This window comes from Streptomyces sp. NBC_01426 (assembly GCF_036231985.1).
In the GTDB taxonomy this organism is placed as follows: domain Bacteria; phylum Actinomycetota; class Actinomycetes; order Streptomycetales; family Streptomycetaceae; genus Streptomyces.
In genome coordinates this window covers 3,431,921-3,449,442 of sequence record NZ_CP109500.1, presented here as the reverse complement: position 1 = coordinate 3,449,442, position 17,522 = coordinate 3,431,921, and the positions used below count along the sequence as shown (strand labels likewise).

General features: G+C 69.9%; 16 protein-coding genes. 14 read left to right on the top strand and 2 right to left on the bottom strand.

What is annotated here, in order from left to right:
- Window positions 1–162 precede the first annotated feature (162 nt).
- Genes OG906_RS15100 through nuoN form a run of 14 tightly spaced genes read left to right on the top strand, consistent with a single transcriptional unit; the run spans window position 163 to window position 16,119 of the window.
- On the top strand, window positions 163–522 hold the full coding sequence (locus OG906_RS15100; RefSeq protein ID WP_053678945.1) for an NADH-quinone oxidoreductase subunit A: 360 nt from the start codon (window positions 163–165) through the stop codon (window positions 520–522).
- Window positions 523–537: 15 nt separating this feature from the next.
- A complete protein-coding gene (locus OG906_RS15095; protein ID WP_053678947.1) occupies window positions 538–1,092 on the top strand; it encodes a NuoB/complex I 20 kDa subunit family protein in 555 nt (184 codons plus the stop codon).
- On the top strand, window positions 1,089–1,829 hold the full coding sequence (locus OG906_RS15090; protein ID WP_329443218.1) for an NADH-quinone oxidoreductase subunit C: 741 nt from the start codon (window positions 1,089–1,091) through the stop codon (window positions 1,827–1,829). The genes OG906_RS15095 and OG906_RS15090 overlap by 4 nt, the downstream gene beginning before the upstream one ends.
- Window positions 1,829–3,154, top strand: a complete 1,326-nt coding sequence (locus OG906_RS15085) for an NADH-quinone oxidoreductase subunit D (protein ID WP_267798424.1) — start codon at window positions 1,829–1,831, stop codon at window positions 3,152–3,154. Before OG906_RS15090 ends, OG906_RS15085 begins: the two co-directional genes overlap by 1 nt.
- A 50-nt stretch (window positions 3,155–3,204) precedes the next feature.
- The gene (gene nuoE, locus OG906_RS15080) at window positions 3,205–4,023 is read left to right on the top strand and encodes an NADH-quinone oxidoreductase subunit NuoE (protein WP_266950650.1); all 819 of its coding nucleotides are present in this window, start codon (window positions 3,205–3,207) and stop codon (window positions 4,021–4,023) included.
- Window positions 4,023–5,372: an NADH-quinone oxidoreductase subunit NuoF gene (gene nuoF, locus OG906_RS15075; RefSeq protein WP_329443216.1), complete on the top strand. Its 1,350-nt coding sequence runs from the start codon at window positions 4,023–4,025 to the stop codon at window positions 5,370–5,372. Before nuoE ends, nuoF begins: the two co-directional genes overlap by 1 nt.
- The gene (locus OG906_RS15070; RefSeq protein ID WP_329443214.1) at window positions 5,369–7,876 is read left to right on the top strand and encodes an NADH-quinone oxidoreductase subunit G; all 2,508 of its coding nucleotides are present in this window, start codon (window positions 5,369–5,371) and stop codon (window positions 7,874–7,876) included. Before nuoF ends, OG906_RS15070 begins: the two co-directional genes overlap by 4 nt.
- Complete coding sequence (gene nuoH / locus OG906_RS15065) at window positions 7,873–9,243, top strand: NADH-quinone oxidoreductase subunit NuoH (protein ID WP_329443212.1); 1,371 nt, start codon at window positions 7,873–7,875, stop codon at window positions 9,241–9,243. The genes OG906_RS15070 and nuoH overlap by 4 nt, the downstream gene beginning before the upstream one ends.
- Window positions 9,236–9,859 carry an NADH-quinone oxidoreductase subunit NuoI gene (gene nuoI / locus OG906_RS15060; protein WP_329443211.1) on the top strand — a complete coding sequence of 208 codons (624 nt, stop codon included), beginning with the start codon at window positions 9,236–9,238 and terminating at the stop codon, window positions 9,857–9,859. Before nuoH ends, nuoI begins: the two co-directional genes overlap by 8 nt.
- Window positions 9,856–10,668: an NADH-quinone oxidoreductase subunit J gene (locus OG906_RS15055; RefSeq protein WP_267798418.1), complete on the top strand. Its 813-nt coding sequence runs from the start codon at window positions 9,856–9,858 to the stop codon at window positions 10,666–10,668. The genes nuoI and OG906_RS15055 overlap by 4 nt, the downstream gene beginning before the upstream one ends.
- Complete coding sequence (gene nuoK, locus OG906_RS15050; protein WP_267798417.1) at window positions 10,665–10,964, top strand: NADH-quinone oxidoreductase subunit NuoK; 300 nt, start codon at window positions 10,665–10,667, stop codon at window positions 10,962–10,964. The genes OG906_RS15055 and nuoK overlap by 4 nt, the downstream gene beginning before the upstream one ends.
- A gap of 13 nt (window positions 10,965–10,977) precedes the next feature.
- The gene (gene nuoL, locus OG906_RS15045) at window positions 10,978–12,873 is read left to right on the top strand and encodes an NADH-quinone oxidoreductase subunit L (RefSeq protein WP_053678966.1); all 1,896 of its coding nucleotides are present in this window, start codon (window positions 10,978–10,980) and stop codon (window positions 12,871–12,873) included.
- A 1-nt stretch (window position 12,874) separates the two neighbouring features.
- Window positions 12,875–14,467 (top strand): NADH-quinone oxidoreductase subunit M, encoded by a 1,593-nt coding sequence (locus OG906_RS15040; RefSeq protein ID WP_267798415.1) that lies wholly within the window; start codon window positions 12,875–12,877, stop codon window positions 14,465–14,467.
- 23 nt (window positions 14,468–14,490) lie between these two features.
- Window positions 14,491–16,119, top strand: coding sequence for an NADH-quinone oxidoreductase subunit NuoN (gene nuoN, locus OG906_RS15035; protein WP_329448028.1), 1,629 nt, complete (start codon window positions 14,491–14,493; stop codon window positions 16,117–16,119).
- A 56-nt stretch (window positions 16,120–16,175) separates the two neighbouring features.
- On the opposite strand, the gene OG906_RS15030 is transcribed toward nuoN, so the two are convergent.
- The gene (locus OG906_RS15030) at window positions 16,176–16,775 is read right to left on the bottom strand and encodes a Uma2 family endonuclease (protein ID WP_329443207.1); all 600 of its coding nucleotides are present in this window, start codon (window positions 16,773–16,775) and stop codon (window positions 16,176–16,178) included.
- Window positions 16,776–16,874: 99 nt separating this feature from the next.
- Window positions 16,875–17,489 carry a hypothetical protein gene (locus OG906_RS15025; protein WP_329443206.1) on the bottom strand — a complete coding sequence of 205 codons (615 nt, stop codon included), beginning with the start codon at window positions 17,487–17,489 and terminating at the stop codon, window positions 16,875–16,877.
- Between the last annotated feature and the right edge of the window lie 33 nt (window positions 17,490–17,522).

Sequence of the window (17,522 nt, the reverse complement as noted above, 5' to 3'; positions counted from 1 at the left end):
GTCGCAGATCACAGACCGGCAGGCATAAGATGCGCACCAGTCCGGCTTGTGAACTGCCTCACATGCAATCCCCTCCGACTCGGGTGATCTTCACGGGAGGCGGGTCACTCGGCGCCGGCACAGCGGTCCAACGGTCAAGGACGACTGGAAGGAGCGAGGAGCGTGAATGCGTACGCGCCCATCCTCGTGCTCGGCGCCCTCGGCGCAGGGTTTGCGATCTTCTCCGTGGTCATGGCCACGCTGATCGGCCCAAAGAGGTACAACCGGGCAAAACTTGAAGCGTACGAGTGCGGCATCGAGCCCACTCCCGTACCGGCCGGTGGCGGTCGCTTCCCCATCAAGTACTACCTGACGGCGATGCTCTTCATCGTCTTCGACATCGAGATCGTCTTCCTCTACCCCTGGGCGGTCACCTTCGACTCCCTGGGGATCTTCGGGCTCGTCGAGATGTTGCTCTTCGTGCTCACCGTCTTCGTCGCCTACGCCTACGTGTGGCGCCGCGGCGGCCTGGAATGGGACTGAGGGGCTGAATTTTCCATGGGACTGGAAGAGAAGCTGCCGAGCGGCTTTCTGCTGACGACCGTCGAACAGGCCGCGGGCTGGGTGCGCAAGTCATCCGTCTTCCCGGCCACCTTCGGCCTGGCGTGCTGTGCCATCGAGATGATGACCACCGGAGCGGGCCGGTACGACCTGGCCCGCTTCGGCATGGAGGTCTTCCGCGGCTCACCGCGCCAGGCGGACCTGATGATCGTGGCCGGCCGGGTCAGCCAGAAGATGGCGCCGGTGCTGCGGCAGGTGTACGACCAGATGCCCGCTCCCAAGTGGGTCATCTCCATGGGCGTTTGCGCCTCTTCGGGCGGAATGTTCAACAACTACGCGATCGTCCAGGGCGTCGACCACATCGTCCCCGTGGACATCTACCTGCCCGGTTGCCCGCCCCGCCCCGAGATGTTGATGGACGCGATCCTCAAGCTCCACCAGAAGATCCAGGGCGGAAAGCTCGGCGTGAACCAGGAAGAGGCGGCGCGCGAGGCGGAGGAGGCGGCCCTCAAGGCCCTCCCCACCATCGAGATGAAGGGGCTCCTTCGGTGAGCGACGACCCGGCCGTGCAGAACGGCAACGGCAACGGGGACGGGAACAACGTTCCCGCCCCCAGGGGCACCACCGGCCCCGAGGTGATCGGCGTCCGCAAGGGCATGTTCGGCGCCGCGGCCGGCGGGGACACCAGCGGCTACGGCGGCCTCGTCCGCACCGTGGCCATGCCCGGCGCGACGAGCCGTCCGTACGGGTCCTGGTTCGACGAGGTGGCCGACGAGTTCGAGGGCGCCCTGGAGGAACAGGGCCTGGTCCCCGAGCACGCCATCGAGAAGACGGTCGTCGACCGCGGCGAGCTGACCTTCCACGTGGCCCGCGAGCACCTCGTGCGCGTCGCACGGACCCTGCGCGACGACCCGGCCCTGCGCTTCGAGCTGTGCACCGGCGTCAGCGGGGTGCACTTCCCCGGGGACAAGGGCCGCGAACTGCACGCCGTCTACCACCTGCGCTCGCTCACCCACGGGCGGATCCTGCGCCTGGAGGTGTCCGTCCCGGACACCGACCGGCACCTGCCGTCGCTCGTCGAGGTCTACCCGACCAACGACTGGCACGAGCGCGAGGCGTACGACTTCTTCGGCCTGATCTTCGACGGCCACCCGGCCCTGACCCGAATCATGATGCCGGACGACTGGCAGGGGTTCCCGCAGCGCAAGGACTACCCGCTCGGTGGCATCGCCATCGAGTACAAGGGCGCCCAGATCCCGGCTCCCGACCAGCGGAGGTCGTACAGCTGATGTCCACGTCCCACCACGCCTCCTCCAGGGAGACCACCGAGGGCCTCGTCTACACCGTCACCGGCGGTGACTGGGACGAGATCGTCCAGTCGGCGGCCCGCGCGGACGACGAGCGGATCGTCGTCAACATGGGTCCCCAGCACCCGTCCACCCATGGCGTGCTCCGCCTGATCCTGGAGATCGACGGCGAGACCGTCACCGAAGCCCGCTGCGGCATCGGCTACCTGCACACCGGCATCGAGAAGAACCTCGAATTCCGGAACTGGACGCAGGGCACCACCTTCGTGACGCGCATGGACTACCTGACGCCGTTCTTCAACGAGACGGCGTACTGCCTGGGCGTCGAGAAGCTGCTCGGCATCACCGATCAGATCCCGGACCGCGCCACCGTCATCCGCGTCCTGCTGATGGAACTCAACCGGCTCTCCTCCCACCTGGTGTGCATCGCCACCGGCGGCATGGAGCTGGGCGCGACCACGATCATGATCTACGGGTTCCGCGACCGCGAGCTGATCCTCGACATCTTCGAGCTGATCACCGGCCTGCGGATGAACCACGCGTTCATCCGCCCCGGCGGCCTGGCCCAGGACCTGCCCCCGGGCGCCGTGGACCAGCTGCGCGACTTCGTGAAGACCATGAAGAAGAACCTCCCGGAGTACGACAAGCTCGCCACCGGCAACCCCATCTTCAAGGCCCGCATGCAGGACGTCGGCTACCTCGACCTGACCGGCTGCATGGCGCTCGGCGCCACCGGCCCGATCCTGCGCTCCGCCGGCCTCCCGCACGACCTGCGCAAGACGGACCCGTACTGCGGCTACGAGAACTACGAGTTCGACGTGCCGACCACCGAGTCCTGCGACTCCTACGGCCGGTTCCTGGTCCGCCTGGAGGAGATGCGCCAGTCGCTGCGGATCGTCGAGCAGTGCCTGGAACGCCTGGAGCCGGGCCCGGTCATGGTCGCCGACAAGAAGATCGCCTGGCCGGCGCAGCTGGCCATGGGCCCCGACGGGCTCGGCAACTCGCTCGACCACATCAGGAACATCATGGGCACCTCCATGGAGGCCCTCATCCACCACTTCAAGCTGGTGACCGAGGGCTTCCGGGTGCCGGCCGGGCAGGCGTACGCGGCTGTCGAGTCCCCCAAGGGCGAGCTCGGCGTCCACGTCGTCTCCGACGGCGGCACCCGCCCCTACCGGGTCCACTTCCGCGACCCGTCCTTCACCAACCTGCAGGCCATGGCCGCGATGTGCGAGGGCGGCCAGATCGCCGACGTGATCGTCGCCGTCGCCTCCATCGACCCCGTGATGGGAGGCGTCGACCGATGACGACCGCGTTTTCCGGCGGGGACACCCCTCCGGCCCCCCTCAGCCTGGGCATGCCCCAGTTGCCGGCCCCCGACTACCCGGCGGAGGTGCGCGAGCGGCTCGCGGCGGACGCCGCCGAGGTCATCGCCCGCTACCCCGACAGCCGCTCCGCGCTGCTGCCGCTGCTGCACCTGACCCAGTCCGAGGAGGGCTACGTCTCGCGCACCGGCATCCGGTTCTGCGCCGAGGTGCTCGGCCTGACCACCGCCGAGGTCACGGCCGTCGCGACCTTCTACACGATGTACCGGCGCAAGCCGTCCGGCGACTACCAGGTGGGCGTCTGTACCAACACCCTGTGCGCGGTGATGGGCGGCGACGCGATCTTCGACGAGCTCAAGGAACACCTGGGCGTCGGCAACAACGAGACCACCCCCGACGGCAAGGTCACGCTGGAGCACATCGAGTGCAACGCGGCCTGCGACTTCGCCCCCGTGGTGATGGTCAACTGGGAGTTCTTCGACAACCAGACCCCCCAGTCGGCCAAGGCCCTGGTGGACGACCTGCTGGCCGACCGCCCGGTCGAACCGACCCGGGGCGCGCCGCTGTGCACGTACAAGGAGACGGCCCGGATCCTGGCCGGGTTCCCCGACGAGCGCGAGGGCGCGGTCGAGGCGACCGGCGGAGCGGGTCCGGCCTCCCTGATCGGGCTGCGGCTCTTCCGCGGCGAGGCGCCCCAGCAGGGCGGCCGGGTGGTCGCCCCGCGCGGCGAGGCTCCGCACGACGCCCCGATGCCCGGCTCGCGGCACCTCAGCTCGCACGACGCGCCACAGGAGACGTCGGCGTCCGACCCCGACCACCCGGCCGGACCGGCAGCCGAGGAGGGGGAGTGATGACGATGGCACCCGAGATCAGCGAGAACGGCACCAGCCCGGAGAAGCTCCTGGCACCCGTGCTGTCGGCGTTCTGGGACGAGCAGCGGTCCTGGACGCTGGAGACCTACCGGCGTCACGAGGGGTACGAGGGCCTGCGCAAGGCGCTCGCGATGACCCCGGACGACCTGATCGCCTACGTGAAGGACTCCGGTCTGCGCGGGCGCGGCGGCGCGGGCTTCCCCACCGGGATGAAGTGGCAGTTCATCCCGCAGGGCGACGGCAAGCCGCACTACCTCGTCGTGAACGCGGACGAGTCGGAGCCGGGAACCTGCAAGGACATCCCCCTCCTCTTCGCGAACCCGCACTCCCTCATCGAGGGAATGATCATCGCCTGCTATGCGATCCGGTCGACGCACGCCTTCATCTACCTGCGTGGCGAGGTCGTGCCGGTGCTGCGTCGCCTGCACGAGGCCGTGCGCGAGGCGTACGAGGCCGGCTACCTCGGCAAGGACGTCCTCGGGAGCGGACTCGACCTCGACATCACGGTGCACGCGGGAGCGGGCGCGTACATCTGCGGCGAGGAGACGGCACTGCTCGACTCCCTCGAAGGCCGGCGCGGTCAGCCCCGGCTGCGTCCCCCCTTCCCCGCCGTCGAGGGGCTCTACGCCTGCCCCACTGTCGTCAACAACGTCGAGTCCATCGCCTCGGTTCCCGCGATCCTGAACAAGGGCAAGGACTGGTTCAAGGCGATGGGGACCGAGAAGTCCCCCGGCTTCACGCTGTACTCGCTCTCCGGACACGTCTGCGGCCCCGGCCAGTACGAGGCCCCCCTCGGGATCACCCTGCGCCAGCTCCTCGACATGAGCGGCGGGATGCGCCCCGGGCACCGGCTGAAGTTCTGGACCCCGGGCGGTTCCTCCACCCCGATGTTCACGGACGAGCACCTCGACGTCCCCCTCGACTACGAGGGCGTCGGCGCCGCCGGCTCGATGCTCGGCACCAAGGCGCTCCAGTGCTTCGACGAGACGACCTGCGTGGTGCGGGCCGTCACCCGCTGGACCGAGTTCTACGCCCACGAGTCCTGCGGCAAGTGCACCCCCTGCCGCGAGGGCACGTACTGGCTCGTCCAGCTGCTCCGCGACATCGAGGCCGGCAAGGGCGTCATGTCCGACCTCGACAAGCTGAACGACATCGCCGACAACATCAACGGCAAGTCGTTCTGCGCGCTCGGCGACGGCGCCGCCAGCCCGATCTTCTCCTCGCTCAAGTACTTCCGCGAGGAGTACGAGCAGCACATCACGGGCAAGGGCTGCCCCTTCGACCCCAAGAAGTCGACCCTCTGGGCTGACACGGAGGTGAACGCATGACCGTCACCACTCACGCCCCCGCCGGTGGCGGCGAGGCGGCGGTGCCGCCGGAGAACACGGTGTCCCTGACCATCGACGGCATCGAACTGTCCGTGCCCAAGGGCACGTTGGTCATCCGGGCCGCCGAGCAGATCGGCATCGAGATCCCCCGGTTCTGCGACCACCCCCTCCTCGACCCCGCCGGCGCCTGCCGCCAGTGCATCGTCGAGGTGGAGGGCCAGCGCAAGCCGATGGCCTCCTGCACCATCACCTGCACCGACGGCATGGTCGTCAAGACCCAGCTGACCTCCCCGGTCGCCGACAAGGCCCAGCGCGGTGTGATGGAGCTGCTGCTCATCAACCACCCGCTGGACTGCCCGGTCTGCGACAAGGGCGGCGAGTGCCCGCTGCAGAACCAGGCGATGTCGCACGGCAACTCCGACTCCCGGTTCGACGGGCACAAGCGGACCTACGAGAAGCCGGTCCCGATCTCCACGCAGGTGCTGCTCGACCGCGAGCGGTGCGTGCTGTGCGCGCGCTGCACCCGCTTCTCCAACCAGGTGGCCGGCGACCCGATGATCGAACTGGTCGAGCGCGGCGCGCTCCAGCAGGTCGGCATCGGCGAGGGCGACCCGTTCGAGTCGTACTTCTCCGGCAACACCATCCAGATCTGCCCGGTCGGCGCGCTCACCTCCGCCGCCTACCGGTTCCGCTCCCGCCCCTTCGACCTCGTCTCCTCCCCGAGCGTGTGCGAGCACTGCGCGGGCGGCTGCGCGACCCGGACCGACCACCGCCGCGGCAAGGTGCTGCGCCGGCTGGCCGCCGAGGACCCCGAGGTCAACGAGGAGTGGATCTGCGACAAGGGCCGCTTCGGGTTCCGCTACGCCCAGCGCCCCGACCGGCTCACCACCCCGCTGGTGCGCGGCACGGACGGGGTCCTCGCCCCGGCGAGCTGGCCCGAGGCCCTGGAGGCGGCGGCGAACGGTCTCGCGGCCGCCCGCGGCCGGGCCGGGGTGCTGACCGGCGGACGGCTCACCGTCGAGGACGCCTACGCGTACGCCAAGTTCGCCCGGGTCGTCCTCGACACCAACGACATCGACTTCCGGGCCCGGGTGCACAGCGCGGAGGAGTCCGAGTTCCTGGCCTCCTCGGTGGCGGGCACCGGCCGGGACCTCGACGGCAAGGGCGTCACGTACTCCGCGCTGGAGGCCGCGCCCGCCGTCCTGCTCGTCGGCATCGAGTCCGAGGAGGAGGCCCCCGGCGTCTTCCTGCGGCTGCGCAAGGCGCACCGCAGGCACAAGCAGCGGACGTTCGCGCTGGCCCCCTTCGCCACGCGCGGCCTGGAGAAGGCGGGCGGCACCCTGCTGGGCGCCGCCCCCGGCACCGAACCGGCCTGGCTGGACGCGCTGGCCTCCCGCTCCGGTCTGGAGCAGGGCGGCCACGCCGCGGCCGACGCGCTGCGCGAGTCCGGTGCGGTCATCGTCGTCGGCGAGCGCCTCGCGGCGGTGCCCGGCGCCCTGACCGCGGCCGTCCGGGCCGCCGCCGCCACCGGCGCGAAGCTGGTGTGGATCCCGCGCCGGGCCGGGGAGCGGGCCGCCGTCGAGGCGGGCGCCCTCGCGTCCCTGCTGCCGGGCGGCCGCCCGGCCACCGACCCGCGGGCCCGCGACGAGGTCGCCACGGCCTGGGGCCTGGACGAACTCCCGCACCGCTACGGCCGCGACACCGGCCAGATCGTCGAGGCGGCCGCCGGGCGCGAACTGTCCGCCCTGCTGGTCGCCGGCGTCGAGGTCACCGACCTGCCGGACCCGGCCCGCGCCCGGATCGCCCTCCAGGAGGCCTTCGTGGTCTCCCTGGAACTGCGGCCCGGCGAGGTCACCGACCACGCCGACGTGGTCTTCCCGGTGGCCGCGGTCGCCGAGAAGGCGGGCGCGTTCATCAACTGGGAGGGCAGGGTCCGACCGTTCGAGGCCGCGCTGAAGCCCGACCAGATGACGCGCCGGCTCGCCCCGGCCGACGGCCGCGTGCTGCACATGCTGGCCGACGCCGCCGACCGGCCGATCGCCCTGCCCGACGTGCACGCCGTACGCCGGGAGATCGACCGGCTCGGCCCCTGGGCCGGGGAACGCGCCACCGCGCAGTCCGCGGACACCGTGCAGCTGCCCCGCCCCGCCGCGGGCGAGGCCGTCCTCGCCGGCCACCGGCTGCTGCTCGACCAGGGCCGCCTCCAGGACGGCGACGAGGCCCTGGCCGGCACCCGGCACGAGGCCAGTGCCCGCCTGTCGGCCGCCACGGCCGCCGAGACGGGCGTCAAGACCGGCGACGTCCTCGCGGTGACCGGCCCGACCGGCAGCGTGGAGCTGCCGCTGCGGATCACGGAGATGCCCGACCGGGTGGTCTGGCTCCCGATGAACTCCACCGGCGCCGGCGTCCTTGCCGACACCGGCGCCCGTCCGGGCACCCTCGTACGCATCGGCCCGGCGACCCCGGCCGCCGCGGACGACACCACTGCGGAGGTGGGCGCGTGAGCACCCTGCACATCGCTGCCGAGGACCTGTCCCTGTTCGGTCGGGACGTCTGGTGGCTCGTCCTCCTCAAGGCGGTCTTCTGCTTCGCCTTCCTGATGGTGACCGTGCTGTTCTCCATCGTGTGGGAACGCAAGGTCGTCGCCTGGATGCAGCTGCGCATCGGCCCGAACCGGCACGGCCCCTGGGGCATGCTCCAGTCGCTCGCCGACGGCGTGAAGCTGATGTTGAAGGAAGACATCGTCGTCAAGCGGGCCGACAAGGTCGTCTACGTCCTCGCCCCGATCATCGCGGCGATCCCGGCGTTCATGGCGATCGCGGTGATCCCCTTCGGGCCCGCGGGCAACGAGGTCTCGATCTTCGGCCAGCGCACCACGATGCAGCTGACCGACCTGCCCATCGCGATGCTGTACATCCTCGCGGTGGCCTCGGTCGGCATCTACGGCATCGTCCTCGCCGGCTGGTCCTCGGGCTCCACGTACCCGCTGCTCGGCGGCCTGCGCTCCTGCGCGCAGATGATCTCGTACGAGATCGCGATGGGCGCGGCCTTCGCCTCGGTCTTCCTCTACTCCGGGTCGATGTCGACCTCGGCGATCGTGGAGGCGCAGGCGGACCGCTGGTACATCATCCTGTTGCCGGTCTCCTTCATCATCTACGTCATCACGATGGTCGGCGAGACGAACCGCGCCCCCTTCGACATGCCGGAGTCCGAGGGCGACCTGGTCGGCGGCTTCAACACCGAGTACTCGTCGATCAAGTTCGCGCTGTTCATGCTGGCCGAGTACGTCAACATGGTCACCGTCTCCGCCGTCTCGGTCACCCTCTTCCTGGGCGGCTGGCGGGCCCCCGCGCCGATCTCCACCTACTGGGAGGGCGCGAACCACGGCTGGTGGCCGATGCTCTGGTTCGTCCTCAAGGTCCAGCTGCTGCTGTTCTTCTTCATCTGGCTGCGCGGCACGCTGCCACGCGTGCGCTACGACCAGCTGATGAAGCTCGGCTGGAAGGTGCTGATCCCGGTCTCCGTGGTCTGGCTGATGCTGGTCGCGACCGTCCGGGCCCTGCGGAACGAGAACTACGACTTCCAGCAGATCGTGCTCTACGTCGGTGGTGGGGTCATCGCCCTCCTGCTGCTGTCCTTCGTCGCCGACCTGTTCCGCGACAAGAAGCACAAGACGGCGGCGGAGGCGGCCGAGAAGGCCGCGGCGACGGAGCCCTTCGACCCGCTGGCGGGCGGGTTCCCCGTACCGCCCAAGCCCGGCCAGCACCTGGCACCCGTACCGCGCAGGCGAGCTCGCGGTGATCGGGAGCTCATCGGCAGTGGCGCGGCGCATTCCGACAGTGACCGAGAGGAGGGTGCAGAGAATGTCTGACGCGGACCAGAACGAGAAGTGGCAGAACCCGGTGGCCGGCTTCGGCGTGACCTTCAAGGCCATGTTCAAGAAGCGGCTCACCGAGCAGTACCCGGAGCAGCAGAAGACGACCGCGCCCCGCTTCCACGGACGGCACCAGCTCAACCGTCACCCCGACGGTCTGGAGAAGTGCATCGGCTGCGAGTTGTGCGCCTGGGCCTGTCCCGCCGACGCGATCTACGTGGAGGGCGCGGACAACACCGAGGAGGAGCGCTACTCCCCGGGTGAGCGGTACGGCCGCGTCTACCAGATCAACTACGCCCGCTGCATCCTGTGCGGGCTGTGCGTCGAGGCGTGCCCCACGCGGGCGCTGACGATGACGAACGAGTTCGAACTGGCCGACTCCAGCCGCGAATCGCTGATCTACACCAAGGAGCAGCTGCTGGCGGGGCTGACGGAGGGCATGGTCGAGGCCCCGCACTCGATCTTCCCCGGGACCGACGACACCGACTACTACCAGGGCCTGGTGACCGGGGCCGCTCCCGGAACGGTCCGACAGGTCGCCGTCTCCAAGGGCGAGGTCGCCGAGGAAGGCGCCGGCGAGGAGAGCGACACGCACGAGGGGGTGGGGGCATGAGCGCCATCGCCGCCGCGGCCACCGTCACCTCCACCGGCGAGGCCGTCCAGTTCTGGGTCCTCGGCACGGTCGCCGTGATCGGCGCGCTGTGCACGATCCTGATGAAGAAGGCCGTGCACAGCGCACTGTGCCTGGCCGGAACCATGATCATCCTGGCGGTCTTCTACCTCGCCAACGGCGCGTACTTCCTGGGCGTCGTCCAGGTCGTCGTCTACACCGGCGCCATCATGATGCTGTTCCTCTTCGTGGTCATGCTCGTCGGCGTCACCGCCGCGGACTCGCTCACCGAGACCCTCAAGGGGCAGCGCTGGCTGGCCGTCCTGTGCGGGCTCGGCTTCGGCATCCTGCTGATCGCCGGCATCGCCAACGCGGGGATCACCCACTTCAACGGACTCGGCCGGGTCAACTCCGCCGGGCACGTCGAAGGCCTCGCCGAGCTGATCTTCACCCGGTACATCTTCGCCTTCGAGATCACCGGCGCCCTGCTGATCACCGCGGCCGTCGGCGCGATGGTGCTGACGCACCGCGAGCGCACCGAGCGGGCCCCCAGCCAGCGCGAACTCGCCGAACAGCGGGTGCGCGGGGGCGTACAGCTCCCGCCGCTGCCCGCCCCCGGCGTGTACGCCCGACACAACGCGGTGGACGTCGCCGGTCTGCTGCCGGACGGCACCCCGTCCGAGCTGACCGTGAGCAAGACGCTGCGCGCCCGCGGCCAGATCCGCGACGTGTCCAGCGAGGCGATCGGCGACCTCAAGGCGCTGGAGCAGCGTTCCTCGGAGCGCCTCGGCCGTGAGGAGGCCTCGAAGTGAACCCGGTCAACTACCTGTACCTGGCCGCCCTGCTGTTCACCATCGGCGCGGCCGGCGTACTCGTCCGGAAGAACGCGATCGTGCTGTTCATGTGCGTGGAGCTGATGCTCAACGCCTGCAACCTCGCCTTCGTCGCCTTCTCCCGGATGCACGGCAATCTCGACGGCCAGATCATCGCCTTCTTCACGATGGTCGTCGCCGCCGCGGAGGTCGTGGTGGGCCTCGCGATCATCGTGTCGTTCTTCCGTACCCGCCACTCGGCCTCGGTCGACGACGCCAACCTGATGAAGCTGTAAGGGGCGTTCAACAGTGGAGAATCTGATTGCGCTGCTGGTGGCGGCGCCCCTGCTCGGGGCGGCGGTGCTGCTGTGCGGCGGCCGGCGCCTCGACAAGGCCGGCCACTGGCTCGGCACCCTGCTCGCCGCGGCCTCCTTCGGCATCGGCGTGGCCCTGTTCAGCGACATGCTGAGCCGGCCCGGCGACGACCGGGCCATGTTCCAGCGGCTGTACACCTGGATCCCGGTGGAGGGCTTCCAGGCCGACGTCGCGTTCCAGCTCGACCAGCTGTCGATGACGTTCGTCCTGCTGATCACCGGGGTGGGCACGCTCATCCACGTGTACTCGATCGGGTACATGGAGCACGACGAGCGGCGCCGCCGCTTCTTCGGCTACCTCAACCTCTTCCTCGCGGCGATGCTGCTGCTGGTCCTCGCCGACAACTACCTGCTGCTGTACGTCGGGTGGGAGGGCGTGGGCCTGGCCTCGTACCTGCTCATCGGCTTCTGGCAGCACAAGCCCAGCGCGGCCACCGCCGCGAAGAAGGCCTTCCTGGTCAACCGGGTCGGCGACATCGGCCTGTCGATCGCCATCATGCTGATGTTCACCACGTTCGGGACCTTCGCCTTCGGGCCGGTGTTCGGCGCGGTGGACGAGGCGGGCGAGGGCACGCTGACCGCCATCGCCCTGATGCTGCTGCTGGCCGCCTGCGGCAAGTCGGCCCAGGTGCCGCTGCAGTCCTGGCTCGGCGACGCGATGGAGGGCCCGACCCCGGTCTCGGCCCTGATCCACGCCGCCACCATGGTCACCGCCGGCGTGTACCTCATCACCCGGTCCGGGGCGATCTTCAACGCCGCTCCGGACGCGCAGACCGCGGTCGTCGTGGTCGGCGCCGTCACCCTGATCTTCGGTGCGATCGTCGGTTGCGCGAAGGACGACATCAAGAAGGCCCTGGCGGGCTCCACGATGTCGCAGATCGGCTACATGATCCTCGCGGCGGGCCTCGGCCCCATCGGCTACGCCTTCGCGATCATGCACCTGGTGACGCACGGCTTCTTCAAGGCCGGCCTCTTCCTCGGCGCGGGTTCCGTGATGCACGGGATGAACGACGAGGTGGACATGCGCCGCTTCGGCGGCCTGCGGAAGTTCATGCCGGTCACCTTCGTCACCTTCGGCCTCGGCTACCTGGCCATCATCGGCTTCCCGGGCCTGTCGGGCTTCTGGTCCAAGGACAAGATCATCGAGGCGGCGTTCGCGAAGGGCGGCACCGAGGGCTGGATCCTCGGCGCGGTCACCCTGGTGGGCGCGGCACTCACCGCGTACTACATGACCCGCGTGATGCTCCTGACCTTCTTCGGCGAGAAGCGCTGGCAGCCCGACGCGGCGGGCCACGAGCCGGACCCGCACGAGTCCCCGAAGTCCATGACGATCCCCATGATCGTCCTCGCCTTCGGATCGGTCTTCGCCGGCGCCCTCTTCAGCTTCAACGAGTCCTTCGTGAAGTGGCTGGAGCCCGTCACGTCCTTCGAGCACGGCCACTCCCCGCTCAGCGCCGGCGTCATCACCGCCGCGACGGTCGTGGTCCTGATCATCGGCGTGGGCATCGCGTACGCGCAGTACGGCAGGAAGCCCGTACCGGTGGTCGCCCCGCGCGGCTCGCTCCTCACCCGGGCGGCCCGACGGGACCTGCTCCAGGACGACTTCAACCACGTCGTGCTGGTGCGCGGCGGGGAGCACCTGACCCGCTCCCTCGTGTACGTCGACCACAGTCTGGTCGACGGGGTGGTCAACGGGACGGCCGCCTCGGTCGGCGGGCTGTCGGGCCGGCTGCGCAAGCTGCAGAACGGCTATGCCCGCAGCTACGCGGTCTCGATGTTCGGGGGCACGGCGATCCTCATCGCCGCGACCCTGCTGATGAGGGCGGTGTGAGATGAATGTCCCGCTTCTGACGGTGACGGCGGCCGTGCCCGCGGTCGGCGCGATCCTGACGGCGGCCGTCCCGGCCGCCCGCAGGACCGCCGCCAAGTGGCTCGCGCTGCTGTTCTCGCTGGCGACACTGGCCCTGGCCGTGCTCGTCGCGATCCGCTTCGAGCCCGGTGGCGACCGCTACCAGCTCACCGAATCCCACGCGTGGATCGCCGACTTCGGCGTCCGCTACGAGCTCGGCGTCGACGGCATCGCGGTGGCGCTGATCGCGCTCACCGCGCTGCTGATCCCCTTCGTGATCGGCGCCGGCTGGAACGACGCCGACCCGCTGGAGACCCATTCCTCGCGGTGGCGGCCGACCCAGGGCTTCTTCGCCCTGATCCTGCTGGTCGAGGCGATGGTGATCATCTCCTTCGAGGCCACCGACGTCTTCCTCTTCTACATCTTCTTCGAAGCCATGCTCATCCCGATGTACTTCCTCATCGGCGGCTTCGGGGACCGGGCGCACGCCGGGTCCGAGGAGAACGCGGCCGCGCAACGCTCCTACGCCGCGGTCAAGTTCCTCCTCTACAACCTCGTCGGCGGTCTGATCATGCTGGCGGCCGTCATCGGGCTGTACGTGGTCGCGGGGAACTTCTCGCTCCAGGAGATCGCCGCCGCCCGCGCCGCGGGCACGCTCGACATGGCGACCAACACCGAGCGGCTGCTGTTCCTCGGCTTCTTCTTCGCCTTCGCGGTGAAGGCCCCGCTGTGGCCGCTGCACACCTGGCTGCCGAACGCGATGGGGGAGTCCACCGCCCCGGTGGCCGTCCTCATCACCGCGGTCGTCGACAAGGTCGGCACCTTCGCGATGCTCCGCTTCTGCCTCGGGCTGTTCCCCGACGCCAGCAAGTGGGCCACGCCCGTGATCCTCGTACTCGCCCTGATCAGCATCGTCTACGGCGCGCTGGTCGCGGTCGGGCAGCGGGACATCAAGCGGCTGGTCGCCTACGCCTCGATCTCGCACTTCGGGTTCATCGTCCTGGGCATCTTCGCGATGACCTCGCAGGGGCAGTCGGGCGCCACCCTCTACATGGTCAACCACGGGATCTCGACGGCGGCGCTGATGCTGGTGGCCGGCTTCCTGATCTCGCGGCGCGGCTCCCGGCTCATCGCCGACTACGGCGGCGTGCAGAAGGTGGCCCCGGTGCTCGCCGGCACCTTCCTGATCGGTGGTCTGGCCACCCTGTCGCTGCCCGGACTCGCCCCGTTCGTCAGCGAGTTCCTGGTCCTGGTCGGCACGTTCGCCCGCTACCCGGTGGTCGGCATCATCGCCACCGTGGGCATCGTGCTCGCCGCGCTCTACACCCTGGTGCTCTACCAGCGCACGATGACCGGCCCCGTGAAGGAGGAGGTCCGCACCATGCCGGACCTGCGCCTGCGCGAGGTGCTCGTGGTCGCGCCGCTGATCGTGCTCCTGATCGGCCTCGGCGTGTACCCGAAGCCGCTGACCGAGATCGTCAACCCGGCGGTGAAGCACACCATGTCGGACGTGAAACAGACCGACCCGAAGCCAGAGGTCGTGGTCGACGCCAAGAACGGGGAGGCGGCGAAGTGAGCACCGTGACTGCTGCCCAGGGGTTGTGGGCGCTGGCGGCCGGGGACCCGGCCACCCGCATCCCGACCCCGCACATCGAGTACGCGCAGCTCTCGCCCACCCTGATCGTGGTGGGCGCGGCGATCCTCGGAGTCCTCGTGGAGGCCTTCGTCCCGCGCAAGTCCCGCCACTACGTCCAGGTGTTCCTGGCCGTCGCCGCACTGGCCTCGGCCTTCGCGGCGGTCGTCGGCCTCGCTGCCGGCGGGTACGGCTCCACCAAGGCCCACACCGCGGCCATGGGCGCCATCGCCGTCGACGGGCCGGCGCTGTTCCTCCAGGGCACCATCCTGCTGGCCTCGATCGTGGCCGTGTTCACCTTCGCCGAGCGTCGCCTCGACCCGGCGGCGCACGGCAACCGGGTGGACTCCTTCGCCGCGCAGGCGGCGTCCGTACCGGGCAGCGAGAGCGAGAAGGCGGCCGTCAAGGCGGGCTTCAGCACCACCGAGGTCTTCCCGCTGATGATGTTCGCGGTCGCCGGCATGCTGATCTTCCCGGCGGCGAACGACCTGCTGACGCTGTTCATCGCCCTGGAGGTCTTCTCCCTCCCGCTGTACCTGCTCTGCGCCGTCGCCCGCCGCCAGCGGCTGATGTCGCAGGAGGCCGCCGTCAAGTACTTCCTGCTGGGCGCGTTCTCCTCGGCGTTCCTGCTCTTCGGCATCGCGCTGCTGTACGGGTACGCCGGCTCGGTCTCGTACGCGGTCATCGCGGACGTGGTCGACGGCACCGTCCAGAAGATCGACCCGGCGCTGGCCGGCACGATGGGCAACGACGCGCTGCTGCTGATCGGCGGCGCGCTGATCCTGATGGGCCTGCTGTTCAAGGTCGGCGCGGTCCCGTTCCACATGTGGACCCCGGACGTCTACCAGGGAGCCCCGACCCCGGTCACCGGCTTCATGGCGGCGGCGACGAAGGTGGCCGCCTTCGGCGCCCTCCTGCGCCTGCTGTACGTGGTCCTGCCGGGCCTGCGCTGGGACTGGCGGCCGGTGATGTGGGGCGTCGCGATCGTCACGATGCTCGCGGGCGCCGTGATCGCGGTGACCCAGACCGACGTCAAGCGGCTCCTGGCCTACTCGTCGATCGCGCACGCCGGGTTCATCCTGGCCGGTGTGATCGCCACCTCGGCGGAGGGCGTCCAGTCCGTCCTCTTCTACCTGGCGGCGTACTCCTTCGTGACGATCGGCGCCTTCGCCGTGGTCACCCTGGTCCGCGACGCGGGCGGCGAGGCCACGCACCTGTCGAAGTGGGCCGGCCTGGGGCGGCGTTCGCCGCTGACGGCGGCCGTCTTCGCGGTGTTCCTGCTGGCCTTCGCCGGCATCCCGCTGACCTCCGGCTTCTCCGGCAAGTTCGCCGTGTTCAAGGCGGCGGCGGAGGGCGGCGCCGGGGTGCTGGTCGTGGTCGGTGTGCTCTCGTCCGCGATCGCCGCGTTCTTCTACATCCGGGTGATCGTCCTGATGTTCTTCAGCGAGCCGAAGGCCGACGGCCCGACGGTCGCGGTGCCCTCGCCGCTGACGATGACGACCATCGCCGTCGGCGTCGCGGTGACGGTGGTCCTGGGCGTGGCCCCGCAGTACTTCCTGGACCTGGCGGGCCAGGCGAGCACGTTCGTCCGCTGACCCGGTTCCGGATGTGTCAGGGCCCGGCTCCCCTCGGGGGAGCCGGGCCCTGTTGCCTACTCGGGCCGTGCCCGCTTTGCCGTGACGGCGGTGAGGTCGAGGTCGATGGGGAAGGGGACGGAGGCTTTCAGGCGGTCGTGGAAGATGCCGGTGGCGACGTAGCCGCCGCCGGCCGGCTCCCGTTCGAAGACGTAGACGACGGCCCGGCCGTCCTTGTTCTCGACCCGCCAGTAGTGCGGGATCCCCGCCCGCGCGTACTTCAGGGGCTTGGTCTCGCGGTCGCGGTCGACGGACTCGGGGGAGACCACCTCGATCGCCAGGAGGACCGCCTCCGCGGCGAACCGGGTCTGGGCCATGCCCGTGAGGACGTCCTCACGGAACACGACGACATCGGGTTCGGGGCGGTTGCGCCGGTCGATGTCGATCGTGAACTCGCGCAAGACTTCCAGGCCGTCCGGGACCAGCGACCGCAGTCCCGAAGTGAAGAAATCGACCGCCCGTGTGTGGAAGAGGGTCTGCGGACTCACGAAAACCAAGCTCCCGTCGATCAGCTCCGTGTGCGGAGGCAGATTCGGAAGCGTGTCCAGGTCGTCCGCGGTCCAGCCGCCCTCGGGGGGGACCGGCCAGCTGTGTTCCGGGTTCATCAGTGCTCCCATGAGCCGGAGTCTCGCGAGTGCGACCAGCGTAGCGCCGGGGATCCGCGGAACACCGCCCTTCCGGGTGAGTCATGTGCGTTCGGCACGTGACGACAGGGCCTAGTGGCCGTGCGCGTGTCCGGAGTTCTCCGGCATGGTCTTGGAGCCGGCCTTCTTCGGGCAGGACAGGGCCGTGTTCCAGTTGTGGAAGCGGCCCGCCGGGTTCTTCTTGTACGCCCACATGTGCAGGTCGTAGTGCTTGGGCATGCCCGCCCAGTGGCCCGGCATCGGTCCGTCGAAGGGGAGTCCGAACATGCTCGGCCGGTCGTCCTTGGTCTTCAGGTCCTGGTCCCGGTCGGTGGACATCCACTCGACGGTCTCCAGCCGGCGGCGGCCGTTGCGGTCCGTCTCGCTGCTGTAGAGGAGCGCGGTCGGCCGGGCGGGGTCCTTCGAACCCCAGTTGGCCTGCTTGACGTAGTGGTAGCCCATCGCGCCCGCCCCGAACGGGTTGTTCATGCAGCTCTCGCCGTGCGGGACGTACCCGTCCTTGAGGGCCTGCCGCTCGTCCACGTACTTGGCCGTCACCCGGATCGCCGTCGCCATGTCCCTCATGGCCTGCCGGTTGCGCGGGTCGGGCGCCGGGCCGTCGACGCCGTGCGCCGGGGCCACGGCGGCCAGCCCGAGCGACACGGCGGCCGCGCAGGTGAGAACGGTCTTCCGGCGGCGTGCGTGCATGGCGGCTCCTCGCGGTGGCGGTACGGAGGCACG

Coding starts and splice junctions, on each gene's coding strand:
- OG906_RS15025 (WP_329443206.1), bottom strand. CDS start 17,489: ATGCACGCACGCCGCCGGAAGACCGTTCTCACCTGCGCGGCCGCCGTG.
- nuoF (WP_329443216.1), top strand. CDS start 4,023: ATGACGATGGCACCCGAGATCAGCGAGAACGGCACCAGCCCGGAGAAG.
- OG906_RS15070 (WP_329443214.1), top strand. CDS start 5,369: ATGACCGTCACCACTCACGCCCCCGCCGGTGGCGGCGAGGCGGCGGTG.
- nuoE (WP_266950650.1), top strand. CDS start 3,205: ATGCCCCAGTTGCCGGCCCCCGACTACCCGGCGGAGGTGCGCGAGCGG.
- OG906_RS15040 (WP_267798415.1), top strand. CDS start 12,875: ATGAATGTCCCGCTTCTGACGGTGACGGCGGCCGTGCCCGCGGTCGGC.
- OG906_RS15055 (WP_267798418.1), top strand. CDS start 9,856: ATGAGCGCCATCGCCGCCGCGGCCACCGTCACCTCCACCGGCGAGGCC.
- OG906_RS15085 (WP_267798424.1), top strand. CDS start 1,829: ATGTCCACGTCCCACCACGCCTCCTCCAGGGAGACCACCGAGGGCCTC.
- OG906_RS15095 (WP_053678947.1), top strand. CDS start 538: ATGGGACTGGAAGAGAAGCTGCCGAGCGGCTTTCTGCTGACGACCGTC.
- OG906_RS15030 (WP_329443207.1), bottom strand. CDS start 16,775: ATGGGAGCACTGATGAACCCGGAACACAGCTGGCCGGTCCCCCCCGAG.
- nuoI (WP_329443211.1), top strand. CDS start 9,236: ATGTCTGACGCGGACCAGAACGAGAAGTGGCAGAACCCGGTGGCCGGC.